This is a genomic window from Pseudomonas paraversuta (assembly GCF_904063065.1).
GTDB lineage: Bacteria > Pseudomonadota > Gammaproteobacteria > Pseudomonadales > Pseudomonadaceae > Aquipseudomonas > Aquipseudomonas paraversuta.
Genome location: NZ_CAJFCL010000015.1, coordinates 1 through 16,428 on the forward strand (window position 1 = coordinate 1; position 16,428 = coordinate 16,428).

Genomic DNA, 16,428 nt, shown 5'->3' on the forward strand with positions numbered 1-16,428 from the left:
TAAAAGGCCGCTTAGCGGATCGTATTGATTGAACACGCTGATGCCGGGGGCTTGCAGCGACAGCAATGCACCGCCCAGTTCCGGTTGGCGCTCACTCTTCACCCGGGTACCGTCGGGCAGGATTTGGCTATGGGCGTGGATTTCGCCTTCGGCATATTCCCATTCAGAGACACTCTGCCCGACCTTTTCCCACACCAGTCGGCCCAGACCGTCATATTTGCGCTCGCCCAGCAGGACTTCATTAGTGCCCAAAGAAGGATGAGTGATCGAGACCGTGGCCGGTAAATCGCCGTCATGGCCTTCGGCGTAGGTGCGCTTGATGACACTGCCGTCGGGCAGGGTGGTGGACAGTAGTCGGTCCCGTACATCCCATTCTTGGCGGGTCTCCCGGCCCATGGCATCGAACTGGCTGACGCAACGGCCAAGGCCGTCATAGCTCCAGCGCAAGGTGTGTTGCAACTCCCCTTTGGCGCAAAATAATTGCTCGGTCAGCGGCTTGCCATCCAGGGTATGGGTGGTCACGGTTCTGGCCCCGGGCACGCCCTTGGCATCGGTCTGCCAGCTGCTGCCGGTCAGGGCCACCGGGTCGGCCAGAGTGTGCTGGGTGATACCGTCTGCGCTGGTTTCAGTCAACACATTGCCCCAGTCATCAAAGGTGCGTTCGGTGGTCAGGCTCAAGGCCGGAACGTCTTCGTTACCGGGATCGTAAGTCGTTTCACGGAACACCCGGCCCAGCACGTCATATTCGGCGGTCCAGGCGGTATAGGTCTCACCGCTGTCGGTTTGTTTTTCACGGCGGATTTCCCGGGCCATACCATCGAGCCAGACAGTTTCCTTACGCCCGGAAGCGCCGATTCGGGTCTGGCAGCGCTCGCTGGCCGACAACGAATAGGCCCAGTTGACCTCAGCCTCGAACGCCGAATCCGGGGCTGCGACTTCCTGAGTCACACGCCCCAGGGCATCGTGGGCAAAGGCCATGCGCAACTGCTCGTCGGTCTGCTCGGTGACCATTAGCCCCGAGTACAGATCTTGTGAGGATTGGGCAACAGTTGAGTGCCCATCGTGCCCGGTGACTGTCACATTTTCCTGCAACACGGCACGTTGAAGAGAGCGGGCGTCTGGCGCTTGGGTCAGGGTGTAGCTGTAGGTCCGGGTGGTGCTTTTGCCCTGTACCCTTTGGGTTTCGCTGAGCATACGGCCGTGATGGGGTGAGGCCGGAGCATTGATAAAGGTCTGGCTGGAACGGCCCAATTCAGTGGGTTTATCGCCTTCAACCAGCAGCAACCGCTCTTCGCTGCTCTGGATAAAAGTCGGCAATGCAAACCCCGGGGCATCCCCACGCACCGGTAGCGCCTGATAACGGTAGCGGGTCTGCTTGACCGGGCCTTCGGTACCGGGTGGCGGACTGACCGTACGACTTTTCAGACGGGCGATGCGGCCCAGTGGGTCGGCCGGGCAGTCGTCGCTCTCACCGGTTACCGGATAGTACTCGGACTCTTCAACGGCCCCCAATGCATTGCGGTGCCACACCGGGTTACCCAGCTCGTCGTAGCGGGTTTCTTCCTCGGTAACAAGTTCTCGCAGCACCCGTTGGCCATCCAGCTGCGCCTTGCGGGTAATGACTTTATGCGGGAACTGGAAATACGGCAGTTGCCGGGCAATGGGCAGCCAGGGCTCGTCGTAATAGGTGGTCTCGGTTTCCTGCAGGGTCTGGCCCTGCAAGGTGCGTTCGCGGGTCAGCAGGTGGAAACGGTTAAAGGTGCGGCTGATGGTTTGCAGGGGGGTGCCCCGGGCATCCATCAGGGTTTCGGTGGAGCCGTAGAGAAAATCGCCGCCCCCGGTCAGGTGATAGAGATTGTCTTCGCGGTTGCGCCATTGACGTACTGCCGGCCAGCCAAAATAGTTGTTGCTGCCGTACAGGCCGTAGTCATAGCGAACCAGCTGCACCGGCTGGCCGTCCCCCGGGTCCTTGCGGGTCTGACTGACCACCGGCATCCGTGGGAACGGCGCCCCCGGCGGCAACGCCAGACCGTTTGCCTCGCTATAGGTCACTTCCTCGGTGCTGCCGGTGGGCTGGGTACATTTGCTCAGCAGCAACAGGCCTGAATCACTGCGGGTGTATTCAAACTGCCAGCCATTATCGGGCAGGCCGTCCACCGTCACTCGGCGCAACTGCCCGGAGACCCGGTGAAAAGACATCACCACCTGTGAGGGGGTATCCGGTTGCAACGTCAGATGGGTCAGCACGCCCTCGTAGGTCAGTGCCAGCACCGTGCGGCCCTGGGCATCGCTGATTTTTTGCAGGTAGGCCGCGTTGCCAACCGAACGCCAGTCAAACCTCAGAGCGCTGCCATCGGCACCCACCAGGGTGCTGACCACCCACAGGCTTGGATGTCCGGGTAAGGGGATAAGGCGTTCACAGCTGCCGTCGTTATGCCGGATCCACATTTCCTGGCGCTGCACCGTGACCGTTACCACCGGCAAGCGCACATCGGGGAAACGCATGCTCTGGCCGACAATCTCACCGCGAAAGCGCTCGCCGGAATTGAGCTGCAGTTGTTGGCTGACACCGTCCCAGGAAGTGGTGCCGAGCATCCAGCCCAGACCAAAGCCCTGGTCGGCTGTCATCAGCGGGCTATGGCTCAGATGCAACTGGCCGATGGGCCCGCGCAAATCATTGGCGGCGCCGGTGGGCAGGCTGATCGAGGCCGAGAACGCACCGGTGCGCGGATCGACCCCGGCACTGATGCTGCTCATAAAGTTGTAGGCGCCGGAATACACATCGCCGCTGTTGAGCAGGCTGGCGGCGGACTGGATGTCGGGGGTGTGCTCAGATGAGTGATGCATGTTTGCTACTCCTTGGCTGGAACGAAATAGCAAAATAGGAGCGCTGGCTTGAGGCTGACAATGAGCAGCAGCTGTAGAGGATGTCATGACAAAAAGTCACCCCGGCAAGTGCGGATGAGCGCTTGTTTGACTGGCGCGATTGCCGCGCAAGTCGCCACAGTGACGGTCCGGGTTGCGGTTATTTAAGACTCGATCAACAACGTTCCGACGCTGAGGCTGTAAACTGTGGCGCTTCAAGCGTGACAGTTCCCCAACAAAAAGAGATTTACATGGCCAACCAAGACATCACCTTCACCCCTGATCCAGACACCCAGTCGATCTCGTCCGACGTGGCCGGTTTTGCCGGCCTGCTGGTTTCCACCCAGATTCCCACCCGTGCCGATGGCAGCCTGGAACTGGGGGGTATCACCGAGCAGAGCGAATGCACGCTGCAAGCGCTCAAGGTCGCGCTGGAACGCGCAGGCAGCTCCATGGACCGGGTCTTGCATCTGACCATTTACCTCACGGACATGGCTGACCGCGCGGCATTCAACGAGGTGTACAAGCGTTTCTTTGCCAGACCATGGCCGGTTCGCGCCGCCGTGGGTGTAGCCGCATTGGCAGTCGAAGGCATGCGTGTGGAAGTGACCGCAATGGCAGCCAAGGGCTGAGCCGTTCCATTTTTCCAGCAAGGTAAAGACCTCCATGGACAAGCTTGACCGGGCCATCCTGCAAATTCTGCAAACCGATTGCACGCGGCCGGTGGCCGAAATTGCCGACCAGATTGGCTTGGGCAGCACGGCGTGCTGGCGGCGGATTCAGAAGCTGGAAGAGTCCGGAATCATCCGTGCCCGGGTCGCCTTGCTGGACGGCCACAAACTCAATGTCGGGGTGGTGGTGTTCGTGTCGATCAAAACCACGCAACACAATGCGCACTGGCTGGCGCAGTTTCACGCCGCGGTCTCGGCAGTGGATGAGGTGGTTGAGGTCTATCGGATGGCGGGTGACACGGATTACCTGTTGCGGGTGGCAGTGCCGGATGTCGCGGCCTATGACGGGGTTTACAAACAGTTGATTTGCATCCCGGGTCTGGCCGACATCAGCTCGAGTTTTTCCATGGAGCAAATCAAGTATTCCACGCGGCTGCCTCTGCGCTATGCGCCATAAGGTGTGTAGTCGCCACAGCGCAGACTTGTAGAAGCGAGCTTGCTCGCGATGGGTTCAGGCCACCGCAACCCTGCATTGTTTAAACGCTATATCCAGAGCCCGATGGAAGTCTTCGACCAGGTCGTCGATGTGTTCCAGCCCGGCATGTACCCGAATCAGATAACCTTCGTCGGGCTGGCGGGTGCAGCTGCGCACAGGCTGGCCGACCGGGACCACCAGGCTTTCGAAGCCGCCCCAGGACAGCCCGATCCCGAACAGTTGCAAATTATCGAACAGCCGCCCCAGCACGGCTGTGTCCCGGGTTTTGACCCGTATCGAGAACAGGCCGCTGGCGCCCAGAAAATCCCGCTTCCAGAGGTCATGCCCGGGGTCATTGGCCAGGGCCGGGTGCAGCACTTGGCTGATGGCCGGGTGCTCGCTCAGGCTTTGCGCCAGTGCCACGCCGCTACGCCAGTGTTGTTGCAGGCGGATCGGCAGGGTGCGCAAGCCACGCAGTGCCAGAAACAAGTCGTCCGGGCTGGCGGTCTGCCCGAAATCATGGGCCCCGGCTTTAAGGATCTCCCAGGCCTTCTGGTTGGCCGTGGCCGTGCCCAGCAGGGCGTCCGAGTGGCCGACGATGTATTTGGTGGCCGCCTGGATGGACACATCAACCCCATGTTCAAACGGCTTGAAGTACAGGGGGGATGCCCAGGTATTGTCCAGCAGCACAAAGGCGCCTGCCTCGTGGGCGGCAGCGCAGATTGCAGGCAGGTCGGCCACCTCGAACGTGAGCGAGCCCGGTGATTCGGTGAAGACTACCCGGGTGTTGGGGCGCATGAGGGCAGCAATACCGGCGCCAATCAGCGGTGAAAAATACTCGACTTCAACCCCCAGGCGGCTCAGTACATTGCTGGCAAACGTACGTGTGGGCCCGTAGATGTTGTCAGTCATCAGCACATGATCGCCGGCACTGACAAAAGCCAGCAGGGCGTGGGTGCAGGCTGCCAGGCCCGAAGGGAAAACCAGGCAGCCATGGCCGCCTTCAAGCTCGGCCATGGCCTGCTCGAACGAGCGGGTGGTGGGTGTGCCGAAGCGTCCATAGTTGGAGTAGGGATTGCCGTTTTTTTTGCTCGCCTCCCAGCTGGCGAAGCTGTCCGCCAGGACGGTCGAACCGCGAAAGACCGGGGTGTTGACCAGCCCGCCGAAGGCCTGCGGGGTTCTTCCGGCGTGTATGTAGCGAGTCATGGCGTCATGCATTACAGCGGTACCTTCCTGCAAAGTGTGAGGAAAATGGTACCGACTAATGGAGCGAAAAATATTGAATGTTTTTGCCTGTTATCAGATTTTTGGTAAAGGTTATTCTATAAATATGCCTATAAATAGAAAACAAATCTCATAATGAATTGCTGCGTAGGATTCTGGAGCGCGAGGTGCAGTATGGCCCTGCTGCCAGAGGGCGCCGAGCGTGGGGGCTCAATCAAGGGCGGGTGAAATGGCCCTCGCAGGGGGCTGTCATCAGGGCCCCTGGCTGGCTGCCACCCATGACGCCAAGGGCCGGGATTCAGCGATCAGCTCACCTGACCGCCGGTTTCAAGCACATCCTGTTCGGTGTTCAGCGCGCTGATCAGGGCAATCCGCAGCCCTTGAACCACAGTCTCCAGTGCCATGGACGGCACCCCGGACTCCTGGGCCAGTTGCGGCAGCGTGGGAATATGGATAAAGCCACTGCGTACTCCCGAGCCGGCGAGGGCATGCTGCAAGCTATAGAACACCTGATTGCAGACAAAGGTGCCGGCTGTATGGGATACCGAGGCGTCAATGCCGGCAGCCTTGATTGCCCGCACCATGGCCTTGATCGGCAAGGTGCTGAAATACGCTGCAGGCCCTTGCGCCACCACCGGCGTGTCGATCGGTTGCAGGCCCTGGTTGTCGGGGATCCGCGCGTCATTGAGGTTGATTGCCACCCGTTCGACCGACAAGTCTGCACGGCCGCTTGCCAGGCCTACGGCAATCACCATCTCGGGTGCCAGTTGCGCCAGAAACTCGGTAAGCCGGGCTGGCGCCTCGGCGAAGGCGCAGGGCAACAGGCGGGCGACGATGCGCACATCATCGCTGAGCAAAACGCCGTCCAGAAGGCGCACGGCCTCCCAGGACGGGTTGATCGTATCTTGGTCGAACGGTTCAAAACCGGTCAGCAGCACAGTGCGCATGGCGGGCCTCACATCAACAGATAAAGCAGGACGATATTGACCACCAGCATCAGCAGCGCCGTTGGCATCTGGGCCTTGATCACGGCGTATTTGTCCGGCAGCTCCAGCAGGGCGACGGGCACGATGTTGAAGTTGGCTGCCATTGGCGTCATCAGGGTGCCGCAATAGCCGGAAAACATGCCGATCGCCGCCATCACTGCCGGGTTGGCATCGTAGACCCCCACCAGTATTGGCACCCCGACACCGCCGGTCATCACCGGGAATGCAGCAAAGCCGTTACCCATGATCACGGTAAACAGGGCCATGCCCAGCACGTAGACCATCACTGCTACCAGACGGTAGTCCATGTTGATGTAGGCGGTGGTGACGTGGGCGACTGCCGCGCCGACTCCGGCGTCATTGAACAGCAGGCCGAGCATGGCCAGCATTTGCGGCAATACCATGGTCCAGCCCAGGGCTTCGGTCAGACGCCGGGACTCGCGCAAGCCCTGCAGCGGTGTGTCGCGGGTCAGAATGCAAGCCAGTACCAGTGCCACCATGCAGCCGATGCCCAGCGATACGAAGGTAGTGTTCTTCGGGTCGAGCAGCGGTACGCCGCCGATCTGGACGTTTTTGAGCAGCACCGAGCCAATCACCGTTACCAGTGGAATCGACAGCGCCGGGATAAACAGCTTGTGGCCCAGGCGGCCGGCGCTGGCCCGTGCAGCTTTGACGTGCAACTCGGCATGGGCGCCGCGACCGACGCCACCGATGCCGGCAATAACGGCCATCACCAGCACGCCAACCCCGACCACGAACGGCGAAAGCCGGTCACCAATCAGAAATACCATCGCGAACAGTGCCCAGAACAGGCTGCTGGTCCAGCGCTTGGGGTGGGTGCGGTCAGTTGCGATCATGCCCGCGGTGATCAGCAACAGCGCGCCGGCCAGCCAGTAGAAATACTCGATAGAGATAATCATCGTGCCAGCTCCTTCGCCGCGTCAGCATCGTCTTGAGCGACTTCGGCCATGCTGCGCGACAGCATCAGATCGAAGCGATACAGGCGTAATGCATGGATGATAAAGGCGCAGATGGCGGTGGGGATGCCCCAGAAGGCAATGTGCAGCGGCTCGACATCCAGCCCCGAGCCCAGCAGGAAGGTATGCATCAGGGCGATGGCACCAAAGGCGACAAAAATATCTTCGCCAAAGAACAGGCCGATGTTATCGGTGGCGGCGCACATGGCCAGCACCTTGTGTCGCACCTTGTCCGGCAGCTTGCCGTATTTGTTCTCGGCCGCACCCTCGGCCATGGGGGCCAGCAACGGGCGCACCATTTGCGGATGACCGCCCAGGCTGGTCAGGCCCACCGCGGCGGTGGCTTCACGCAGGAACAGGTACATGATCAGCAGCCGGCCGACGGTTGCCCGCTGAAAGCTGGCGATCCAGTTTTGTGCATGCAGGCGCAAACCGTGGCGCTCCAGCAGGCCGATCACCGCCAGGGGTAATAACAGAATGAGTTGCAGGGCGCGGGTCTGGAGAAAGCCTTCGCCCATCAGGGTAATGATTTTTTCCAGGGGGAAGTGGGCTGCAAGGCCGGTGACGATAGCCGCCGCGCTCACCACCAGCAGTGGATTGAAGCGCAGTATAAAGCCCGCAATGATGACGAACACGCCAATCAGGGGCCACAGGTTTACGACGGTTTGCATGAGGGGGAAATCCCTTAGCTGAATGCCGCAACACCAGGGCAGGCTGGTGCGGGCAAGGCGAAAGCGGTCAGGCACACTTTCGCAAAATCGGTACGCTGCCGGACTCAGCGTGTTTTTTTATTTTTGACGCCCGATGAGGGAGCATCATTGGCCGATATGGTTGGTGGCTTTGAGCTACGCGTCCAGTCAAAAAAAGTTGTCACCCCCGAACAAAAAAGTTTTGCCAATCACCGACTTAAGCCGACTGGATTGAGTTCACGGCAAAGGTTTAGAGTGACGCACTTGTTCCGGTCCGGAGAAAACCCCCTTAATGAACATGCGTTTTCTTCTTACGTTCGTCTGGGTGGCGCGTCTTGGCAGTTTCCGCCTGACCGCAGAGAAACTTTCAACCACCCAGGCGGCGATATCCAGTCGCATATCGGTCCTCGAAACCGAGCTGGGTGTGCAGTTGTTCCTGCGTGACTCGCGTGGGGTGAGCCTGACGCGCGAGGGGCACAAGGTGCTGGGTTACGCCGAAGAAATGCTGGCCACCCAGCAACGCCTGCAGCAGTCCCTGGGCCTGGCCGACAGCTTTGCCGGGCGCTTGCGGATCGGGGTGATGGACACCGTGATTCACAGTTGGCTGAGCGAGTTGATCAGTGCCTTGAGCCGCGATTATCCGCAGGTCGAAGTCGAACTGACGGCCGATACCGCGCTGAACCTGAGTGAGCAATTGCTCAAGGGGCAGCTGGATCTGGTGTTCCAGACCGATCTGCTCCGGGCAGACGGGGTACGCAACGTGCAACTGGCCAGTTACCCGCTGAGCTGGGTCGTGGCCCGTGCTGGCGCGCAGGATCGCAGTTACGCCAGCCTGGCGGATCTGTGTCAGGAACGGTTGCTGACGTTCTCCCGGCATTCCCGGCCCCATCAGGACATGCTCAACTTTCTGCATCAGCACGCCATTGCGGCGCCGAGGGTCAGCTGTATCAACTCGGTGGCGGCCATTATCAAACTGGTAGCCGACGGTTTCGGCATCGGCGCCTTGCCTCCGGTACTGGTCAGCCGTGAATTGCAGAGCGGGGCGATGATCGCCTTGCCGATCGAGGCCGCTCCGGGTTTTTCGGTGTATGCCAGTTGGCGCGCCGGTGCCGGCCTGGAGTTGAACGAGGCGGTGGTTAACCTGAGCCAGGCCGTTGTGGCCGAGTATCAGCGCAGCGTGTCACCGGCCCACTTTGTGTTGCCGCACAACTGATCCGCTTTTATTCGCATTATCTGCGACTGTTATGTGTGCAGTTCGCGGCGCAGAATTGCCCCCAACCTTTCGAGACAGGCAAGGGCGTGAGCCCCGGGCATCACTCCCATGGTGCTGGCAGGTGTTCTGCGCCTGTTTTATTACGAACGTTTGAGGGCAATTGTTATGGGCAAGATGGCATGGTTTTTAGGTGGTTTTTTGGCGTTGACCATCGGCATCGGCATTTTGGCGACGATCCCGCCGGGTTGAGCCGGCATCGGTTCACACCTGTGCACATGCTTACCAAACAACCGCATTTTCTGTAGTCGCTGCCCAGATGCGGTTCAGGCTTGCAGTGCCTGCTCGATATCCGCCAACAAATCGGCAATGTCTTCCAGACCTACCGCCAGTCTCACCAGCCCCTCGGAAATATCATGCCGCTCCCGTTCTTCCAGGGTGTAGGTGGAGTGGGTCATGCTCGCGGGATGCTGCGCCAGCGACTCTGCTCCGCCGAGGCTGACTGCACGGCTGAACAGTTGCAGGGCGTTCATGAACCGCTGGCCCGCGGCAAGGCCACCCTTGAGTTCAAAGGCGATCATGCCCCCCGGCAGTTTCATTTGCCGGGATGCCAGTGCGTGCTGGGGAAAAGAGGGCAGGCCGGGGTAGGCGACCCATTCCACCGCGGGGTGCTCCTGCAAACAAGCGGCGATGACTTGAGCGTTGCTGCAATGGCGGTCCATGCGCAAGGCCAGGGTCTTGAGGCCGCGCATCAATAGATAGGCATCCTGGGGCGACATTACTGCACCCGTGAGGTCCTTGAGGCCTTGCAGGCGGATCCGGTCTGCCAGGGCCTGACTGGTCACGACGATGCCCGCCGTAATGTCACTGTGACCGCTGAGGTATTTGGTGGCCGAATGCACGACCAGGTCGGCACCCAGTTCCAGCGGGCGTTGCAGGTACGGGGTGCAGTAGGTGTTGTCGATGGCGACGACAATGTCCTGGTGCTTGTGGGCAATGTCTGAAACGGCGGCTATATCCACCAGCTTCATGTTGGGGTTTGCCGGTGATTCGAAGTAGATCATGCGCGTTGCCGGGCTGATCGCGGCTTCGAGTTCGATCAGGTCGGACATGTCGACATGCTTGACCTTGACCCCGAATTCGCCGATGCCGTGGTGCAGGAGGGCAAAGGTACAGCCGTATAGCGTGCGGTTGACGATGATTTCATCGCCGGGTCTGAGCAGGGTCCAGAAGGTGGCGGCAATCGCACCCATGCCGGAGCTGAATGCCACACCCGCTTCGCCGTTTTCCAGTGCCGCCATGCGCGACTCCAGCAGGGCCAGGGTCGGGTTGGAAATGCGGGTGTAAAAATGCCCGCTTTGCTCACCGGCAAAACACCCTGCGCCATATTCGACGGTGGGAAAGGCAAAGGTTGAGGTGAGATAAATCGGTGGTATCAGCGCGCCGTTATTCTGCAGTGGATCGTAGCCGTGATGAATCGCGCGGGTAGAAAAACCGAAGTCATTGTTCTTGTCAGTCATGGCGGACTCTCCGATATTTCCTCCGATGCTATGCTTAAAACCAACAATAAAAATTCCATATTGGCCAGCCAAATACAGATTTATTGGCATAAAAGCCGGTCATGCTGAAACTTGGAGGCAAATTATGCCAATTGCTCTGGATAGAACCGATAAGGCCCTGCTTAGCGCGCTGCAAGGCAATGCGCGACTGACCATTGCCGAGCTGGCCGAGAAAGTTTCGTTGACCACTTCACCCTGTTGGCGAAGGGTAAAAGCCCTGGAGGAAAGCGGCCTTATTTGTGGCTATCAAGCGATTCTCTCACCCAGGGAGCTGGGCTATGGGGTGACAGCTTTTGTGAGTCTGATGATGGCTTCGCATTCCAGGGAGACCGCAAGGGATTTTGAGCAGCGCTTGCTGGACATCCCTGAAATTATTGCCTGCCATAACATCTCGGGCCGTTATGACTTCTTGCTCGAAGTGGTGGCCAAAGACCTGGAGTCCTTCGGTGAATTTGCCCGGGAGGTGCTGCAGACCTTGCCCGCGGTAAAGGAAATTTATTCAAGTTTCTCGTTCAAGGCGGTCAAGCCCAATCGCGTCATTCCGATGCAACCTTGACTGCCAATCAGCGCACCCCGCGCGTTACGCTGATTGATTCAATCCCCTTGGCTTGTGGACGGGCATAATGCGCCTCGGACTTTCATAATCAGCCAGGAGTTTTGTGACAGTGATGTTTGAAATAAAACCGCTCAGCCCCGAGATCTATCGCCAGAAGACCCGGCGCAGCACCCTGTACATCGCGCTGACCTTTGCCGCATTGGCGCTACTGGTATCCGGGTTGGCAGTGATGCTGCTGGGAGTCGAGGGTGGTGATAATTTCCGTTTGAACCTGGCCGGCGTGATTGTGGCTTTGCTCATCACCATTGCCCTGGTGCGGTTCAACTTCTGGTCGCAGCCCTGGATGGCACCGGCGGTGTATGGCTGGCAGCTCAAACGCAGTCTGATGAAAGTCACCAACGTCATGCACCATGTGACGGCGGGGGTGATGGCTGGCGATGTGACGGCCATGAAGCTGCTGCGCTTCTATCACCTGGGGATTACCCAGATGTACCAGCTGGACGCCAATTCCAGTGCGCTGAGCCAGATGGTTCACGAGATTGATCTGCATAAGGCACGGCTGGAGGCGCTCGGTATCGATACCGAACAGACCCGGCTGGATCCGGCCTGGCTGGAAACGGTCAAAAAATTTGCACCGTTGAAGTAATCCTTTGCCGGGCAAGCCGGGCGCAATGCGCTTTTGCCCGCCCGGCATGCCCCTCAGGACAGGCTCAGCTTACGACGCGATAGCAGGGTACGTACTCCGCGCCACCCGGTAGTTTCATGCGGTGCTGGGCAACGAATGCATGGAGTAGTTTATCCAGCGGTTTCATGATTGCCGGGTCACCATGAATCTCGTACGGGCCGTGCTGCTCGATCAAGTGAATGCCTTTCTCCTTCACGTTGCCCGACACAATCCCGGAAAAAGCCTGGCGCAGGTTGATCGCCAGTTCATGGGCCGGCATGTCGCTGCGCAATTGCAGGCTGGCCATATTGGCGTGGGTGGGCTCGAACGGACGCTGGAAGCCCTCATCGATTTTCAATAACCAGTTGAAGTGGAACGCGTCATTGCGCTCGCGGCGGAACATTTTCACCGCCTTGAGCCCCGAGGTCATTTGCCGGGCCACTTCGGCCGGATTGTCGATGATGATCTGGTAATGGGTCTGTGCCGCCTCGCCGAGGGTGGCGCCGACAAATTCATGCAGCTGCTGCAAATAGGGGGCTGCTTCCTTTGGCCCGGTCAGGATGACCGGGAACGGCACATCGCTGTTTTCCGGGTGCATCAGGATACCGAGCAGATACAGGAACTCTTCGGCAGTCCCGGCGCCGCCCGGGAAGATGATCACCCCGTGGCCAACCCGGACGAAGGCTTCAAGGCGTTTTTCAATGTCCGGCAGAATCACCAGTTCGTTGACGATGGGGTTCGGCGCTTCGGCGGCGATGATGCCCGGTTCGGTCAGGCCCAGATAACGGCCACCGGTCAAACGCTGTTTGGCGTGGGAAATGGTGGCCCCTTTCATTGGCCCCTTCATCACGCCCGGGCCGCAGCCGGTGCAGATGTCCAGGCTGCGCAGGCCCAGTTCGTGGCCGACCTTTTTGGTGTACTTGTACTCTTCGGTATTGATCGAGTGACCACCCCAGCACACGACGATCTTGGGTTCTACGCCCGGGCGCAGGGTGCGGGCGTTGCGCAGCAGGTGGAACACATAGTCGGTGATGCCTGCTGAGGTGCTCAGGTCGATGCGCGGGCTGTCCAGGCCGCTTTGGGTGTAGACAATGTCGCGCAGGGCGCTGAACAGCATCTCGCGGGTGCTGGCGATCATTTCGCCATCAACGAATGCATCAGCCGGCGCATTGAGCAGTTCAAGGCGAACGCCACGGTCCTGCTGGTGAATCCGCACCTCGAAATCCTGATAGGCCTCAAGGATGGTTTTAGCGTTGTCGACCTGGGCGCCGGTATTGAGGATCGCCAGCACGCACTGTCGGAACAGGGTGTAACTGCTGCCTGAGCCGACTTCGCTCAATTGCTGAACTTCACGTTGCGAGAGTGTTTCCAGACTGCCTTTCGGGCTGACCGAGGCATTGATGACTTGTCTTTGAACCATTATGGGCTTCCTGTAAGCGGGATCGAAAAGTGGCTTGGCGCAGCTATTGAGTTCATATCAGCCATCTGCATCTGCCGAGCGAGAGGTCCCAACTCTTACGTCTTTAGATTTATTCGCTTTAAGCATAGTAGCCCCGGGTGGGGCCTGTCACAGCTTTGACAACAGTACCACTGCAGGCGGATAAGGCCAGCGCAGCCCTGTTTAGAGCAGCGGGCGCGGCAAAGGTGCGGGGGTTTGAGTTAATCTTTTGCACAATCAGGGAGCACCATCCCGCTCGCGAATATTTGAGGAACCGCCATGATCATCACCACCACCAACCGAATAGAAGGCCGCCAGATCACCGAGTACCTGGGAGTGGTCAGTGCCGAGTCGGTACACGGCATCAACGTAGTGCGGGATTTTTTTACCGGGGTGCGGGATTTCTTTGGCGGGCGCTCTCAGACCCTGGAGCGGGCACTGAAAGAAGCGCGTGCCGAGGTTACGGATGAAATTCGCGACAGGGCGCAGGGCTTGCGGGCAGATGCCATTGTCGGGCTGAACTTCGAAATCAGCATGCCTTCAGGGCGTGGCGGGATGCTGGTGGTGTTTGCCACCGGCACGGCAGTGCGCCTGGGCTAGAATCCGGCAGCCATCAAGGCTGCCGAATGGCCGATGCAACCCGAATAAGGGCTTAGACGGTTGTAGTACCCACTGCCGCGGTTTTGGACAGGACGTCCTGCAGCTTCTGCTCTTGTTCAGGGGACAGCGAGGTGCGCAGGACCTTGCCTTTGAAGTTTGAGTCTTCAAGCTCTTGCAGCACTTTTTCCGGCTGGAATTTGCGCAGCAGCAAAAACAGGGCCGAGGAATCGTTGGGGATGGTTTCGCTCAGGGACTTGATGAACTGGTCATCAATCCCGTAGTCGCTCAACGAACCCGAAAGGGCGCCGGTGCCTGCGCCCAGAGCGCCGCCAATGGCAAAACCGGCCAGCGGGTTGAGGAACAGCAGGCCCACCAGTGCCCCCCAAAGGCCGCCGGTGACCAGGCCAGAAGTAGCCCCGAGAGCGGTAAGGTTGACGCTTTGCTTGATATGGATTTTGCCGTCGGCGTTACGAACCACAATGACCGCATCTTCCAGCTCTACCAGGTGCTCTTTGCTGAGCGAAACCATTTTGGTGAGGGCGCGATCTGCTACTTCGGTATCTGAAAATCCCACTACGATTAAATCGGACATGTCTTTCATTCCTTGACGGTACAGGTCCAGCCCTTTGCCGGGCTGACATTAGGAGGCGCTTTCAGACCTTCATCAGTGCAGTGACTCAGTCTGTATCAGCTTTCTACGCGGACTGAGCGTGGTCGCAAACCTTGGAACGGTCAAGTAGGCAGGAATAATCCAGTACTGAAGCAGGCTTGAACAAGCGAGGGGGAGGGCGTGACGGGTTGCCTCTGAGGTCGTGGATTGAGGAGGGCTGGCCGGGCAGCCCTGACACTCATTCCAAGGGCTGATACCTCGGAGGTTTACGGTTGATCGTTTTTGTCAGAGGCAGACAGACCTGCCTGGATGCGTTGATAAATTTCTTCACGGTGAACAGCGACATCTTTCGGCGCGTTGATGCCGATTCTGACCTGTTGCCCGCTGACTCCTAAAATAGTGATCGTAATATCATCACCAATGTTTATGCTTTCACCAACTTTACGGGTGAGAATCAGCATTTTTTTCTCCTTGAGGGCTTTGTAAGGCACGTCTCTGAGACGGTGCGGCTTCGTTCATGACTACAGAATACTGCTTAGTGCGTATAAATGCGCCGCTCATTACAGACGTCAGCGCCAGGGACTTAATTCCCCACAGGGGAAAAGTTCTCGCGTATGAGCCTTAAATTGGGGCGAATCGGATTTGTTCAAGGTGAGCAATGGTTGGTGCCCCAGTGATAAAATCGATTCACACAAACAGACAGGGGAAACGCAGTGCGTAAAGTCATCGTGATGACAGCAATATTGGCCTTGACGGCTTGCGGTCAGGAGTCTAACGATAAAATCCAGCGGGCTAAAGCAGCTTCTGAAGCTACGGCGGTCCAGGCCCCGGTTGCCCGTTGGGCGCTGGAGATCACCGAGGGCCAGCGCGCGACTATCACCGATACCACGGGAAGGCTTCTTGACAATGGTTTCACTCCTTATATTTATGAGCGTGAGGGCGTGAAACACTTCCTGGTCGGACCATTCGCCACTGAAGCCCAGGCTCATGAGGCGCAGGAAAAAATGAAACTCAAGCCCAAACTCGATGGCATTGAAACGGACGTGATTGAATTACCCGCCGCGAATTAAACTGCCGCAGTGTCGCGTAGCAGCGTAAGCGTAGCCTTAACAGGCGCTATGCGACGCTTCTGGCGAGAATATTTTGCGTCTGCGGGGGGGCCTGAATTGTCAGGGTGCTCATCGATGAAGCACAAGGACAAGGGCGATAAGCAATGAGCAATCACAAAATTGAAATTCGCCGGGCGAACGTAGAAAAAATCCTTCTCGGCGCCGAGAAGATTTTTGCAGAAAAAGGCTTTGCGGGCGCGGCAATGGCGGACATCGCCGCTGAAGTTCAGCTGCCACGCTCCAACCTGCATTATTACTTCAGCACCAAAACCGAGCTCTATAGTGCAGTGCTGCTGGGCCTGCTCGACGTGTGGAAACAGGATGCGCTGTGTTTCGAGACCTACGACGACCCGCGGCTGGTACTCAGCAGTTATATCCGGGCCAAAATGAACCATTCGCGCACCCGGCCTTACGGCTCGAAAGTCTGGGCCAACGAAATCATCCACGGCGCTCCTTCGCTGGGCCTGGCGCTGGATGCCAGCCTCTATGACTGGGCCAAGATGAAAGAAGCCAAGATCCGGCAATGGGTGGTGGACAAGCGGATTCTGCCGGTGGAGCCCGCCAGCGTGCTGTACATGATCTGGGCCTCAACCCAGCATTACGCCGACTTCGACCATCAGGTAAACATCCTCAACGATCACCAGCCACTGTCGGACATCCAGTTCGAGCGGGCGGTGCAGACGGTCACCAGCGTGATCCTGCGCGGGATCGGCCTGGAGCCCTGAGCGGTAGCCGGCTCCCACAGGCTCAGACCTGCAGGAGCGAGCTTGCTCGCGACGGGGTTATCCGCTGGCC

18 protein-coding genes are annotated in these 16,428 nt (G+C 58.8%); 9 read left to right on the forward strand and 9 right to left on the reverse strand.

Annotation, left to right across the window (positions count from 1 at the left end):
- Positions 1-2,847, reverse strand: a 2,847-nt coding sequence (locus JQ845_RS22005; protein ID WP_203009465.1) for an RHS repeat domain-containing protein, incomplete at its 3' end; no start/stop codon positions are given.
- Positions 2,848-3,116: 269 nt separating this feature from the next.
- Here JQ845_RS22005 and JQ845_RS22010 point away from each other — a divergent pair.
- Together JQ845_RS22010 and JQ845_RS22015 are read left to right on the forward strand one after the other, a co-directional pair.
- A complete protein-coding gene (locus JQ845_RS22010; protein ID WP_003442374.1) occupies positions 3,117-3,497 on the forward strand; it encodes a RidA family protein in 381 nt (126 codons plus the stop codon).
- A gap of 34 nt (positions 3,498-3,531) precedes the next feature.
- Entirely contained in the window at positions 3,532-3,993 is a 462-nt protein-coding gene (locus tag JQ845_RS22015) for an Lrp/AsnC family transcriptional regulator (RefSeq protein ID WP_003442375.1), read from the forward strand.
- A gap of 54 nt (positions 3,994-4,047) precedes the next feature.
- On the opposite strand, the gene metC is transcribed toward JQ845_RS22015, so the two are convergent.
- The 4 genes from metC to JQ845_RS22035 all read right to left on the reverse strand — a co-directional run bounded on the left by metC (position 4,048) and on the right by JQ845_RS22035 (position 7,869).
- The gene (gene metC / locus JQ845_RS22020) at positions 4,048-5,217 is read right to left on the reverse strand and encodes a cystathionine beta-lyase (protein ID WP_236010230.1); all 1,170 of its coding nucleotides are present in this window, start codon (positions 5,215-5,217) and stop codon (positions 4,048-4,050) included.
- Positions 5,218-5,540: 323 nt separating this feature from the next.
- Entirely contained in the window at positions 5,541-6,182 is a 642-nt protein-coding gene (pcp, locus tag JQ845_RS22025) for a pyroglutamyl-peptidase I (protein WP_161719000.1), read from the reverse strand.
- A gap of 8 nt (positions 6,183-6,190) precedes the next feature.
- Positions 6,191-7,141 (reverse strand): DUF979 domain-containing protein, encoded by a 951-nt coding sequence (locus JQ845_RS22030; RefSeq protein ID WP_003442378.1) that lies wholly within the window; start codon positions 7,139-7,141, stop codon positions 6,191-6,193.
- Positions 7,138-7,869 (reverse strand): DUF969 domain-containing protein, encoded by a 732-nt coding sequence (locus JQ845_RS22035; protein WP_003442379.1) that lies wholly within the window; start codon positions 7,867-7,869, stop codon positions 7,138-7,140. The genes JQ845_RS22030 and JQ845_RS22035 overlap by 4 nt, the downstream gene beginning before the upstream one ends.
- Before the next feature lie 310 nt (positions 7,870-8,179).
- Here JQ845_RS22035 and JQ845_RS22040 point away from each other — a divergent pair, with 310 nt between their 5' ends.
- Both JQ845_RS22040 and JQ845_RS22045 read left to right on the forward strand, forming a co-directional pair.
- On the forward strand, positions 8,180-9,100 hold the full coding sequence (locus tag JQ845_RS22040; protein ID WP_003442380.1) for a LysR family transcriptional regulator: 921 nt from the start codon (positions 8,180-8,182) through the stop codon (positions 9,098-9,100).
- A 108-nt stretch (positions 9,101-9,208) separates the two neighbouring features.
- Positions 9,209-9,349 (forward strand): hypothetical protein, encoded by a 141-nt coding sequence (locus tag JQ845_RS22045; RefSeq protein WP_156428478.1) that lies wholly within the window; start codon positions 9,209-9,211, stop codon positions 9,347-9,349.
- Between the two features lie 74 nt (positions 9,350-9,423).
- On the opposite strand, the gene JQ845_RS22050 is transcribed toward JQ845_RS22045, so the two are convergent.
- The gene (locus JQ845_RS22050; protein ID WP_010657419.1) at positions 9,424-10,617 is read right to left on the reverse strand and encodes a methionine gamma-lyase; all 1,194 of its coding nucleotides are present in this window, start codon (positions 10,615-10,617) and stop codon (positions 9,424-9,426) included.
- Between the two features lie 124 nt (positions 10,618-10,741).
- On the opposite strand from JQ845_RS22050, the gene JQ845_RS22055 reads away from it, so the two are divergent.
- Both JQ845_RS22055 and JQ845_RS22060 read left to right on the forward strand, forming a co-directional pair.
- On the forward strand, positions 10,742-11,212 hold the full coding sequence (locus tag JQ845_RS22055) for an Lrp/AsnC family transcriptional regulator (protein WP_003442382.1): 471 nt from the start codon (positions 10,742-10,744) through the stop codon (positions 11,210-11,212).
- 112 nt (positions 11,213-11,324) lie between these two features.
- Positions 11,325-11,858 carry a DUF3087 family protein gene (locus JQ845_RS22060; RefSeq protein ID WP_003442383.1) on the forward strand — a complete coding sequence of 178 codons (534 nt, stop codon included), beginning with the start codon at positions 11,325-11,327 and terminating at the stop codon, positions 11,856-11,858.
- A 64-nt stretch (positions 11,859-11,922) separates the two neighbouring features.
- On the opposite strand, the gene ppnN is transcribed toward JQ845_RS22060, so the two are convergent.
- On the reverse strand, positions 11,923-13,296 hold the full coding sequence (ppnN, locus tag JQ845_RS22065; RefSeq protein WP_003442384.1) for a nucleotide 5'-monophosphate nucleosidase PpnN: 1,374 nt from the start codon (positions 13,294-13,296) through the stop codon (positions 11,923-11,925).
- Between the two features lie 297 nt (positions 13,297-13,593).
- On the opposite strand from ppnN, the gene JQ845_RS22070 reads away from it, so the two are divergent.
- Positions 13,594-13,914 (forward strand): YbjQ family protein, encoded by a 321-nt coding sequence (locus JQ845_RS22070; protein ID WP_003442385.1) that lies wholly within the window; start codon positions 13,594-13,596, stop codon positions 13,912-13,914.
- Between the two features lie 52 nt (positions 13,915-13,966).
- Here JQ845_RS22070 and JQ845_RS22075 read toward each other — a convergent pair whose 3' ends face one another.
- Together JQ845_RS22075 and csrA are read right to left on the reverse strand one after the other, a co-directional pair.
- Positions 13,967-14,506 carry a DUF1269 domain-containing protein gene (locus tag JQ845_RS22075; RefSeq protein WP_203009466.1) on the reverse strand — a complete coding sequence of 180 codons (540 nt, stop codon included), beginning with the start codon at positions 14,504-14,506 and terminating at the stop codon, positions 13,967-13,969.
- 284 nt (positions 14,507-14,790) lie between these two features.
- Positions 14,791-14,985: a carbon storage regulator CsrA gene (gene csrA, locus JQ845_RS22080; protein WP_003442387.1), complete on the reverse strand. Its 195-nt coding sequence runs from the start codon at positions 14,983-14,985 to the stop codon at positions 14,791-14,793.
- A 252-nt stretch (positions 14,986-15,237) separates the two neighbouring features.
- On the opposite strand from csrA, the gene JQ845_RS22085 reads away from it, so the two are divergent.
- Both JQ845_RS22085 and JQ845_RS22090 read left to right on the forward strand, forming a co-directional pair.
- Positions 15,238-15,594 (forward strand): hypothetical protein, encoded by a 357-nt coding sequence (locus JQ845_RS22085; protein WP_003442389.1) that lies wholly within the window; start codon positions 15,238-15,240, stop codon positions 15,592-15,594.
- A gap of 143 nt (positions 15,595-15,737) precedes the next feature.
- Positions 15,738-16,358: a TetR family transcriptional regulator C-terminal domain-containing protein gene (locus JQ845_RS22090; RefSeq protein WP_003442391.1), complete on the forward strand. Its 621-nt coding sequence runs from the start codon at positions 15,738-15,740 to the stop codon at positions 16,356-16,358.
- Positions 16,359-16,428: the final 70 nt, after the last annotated feature.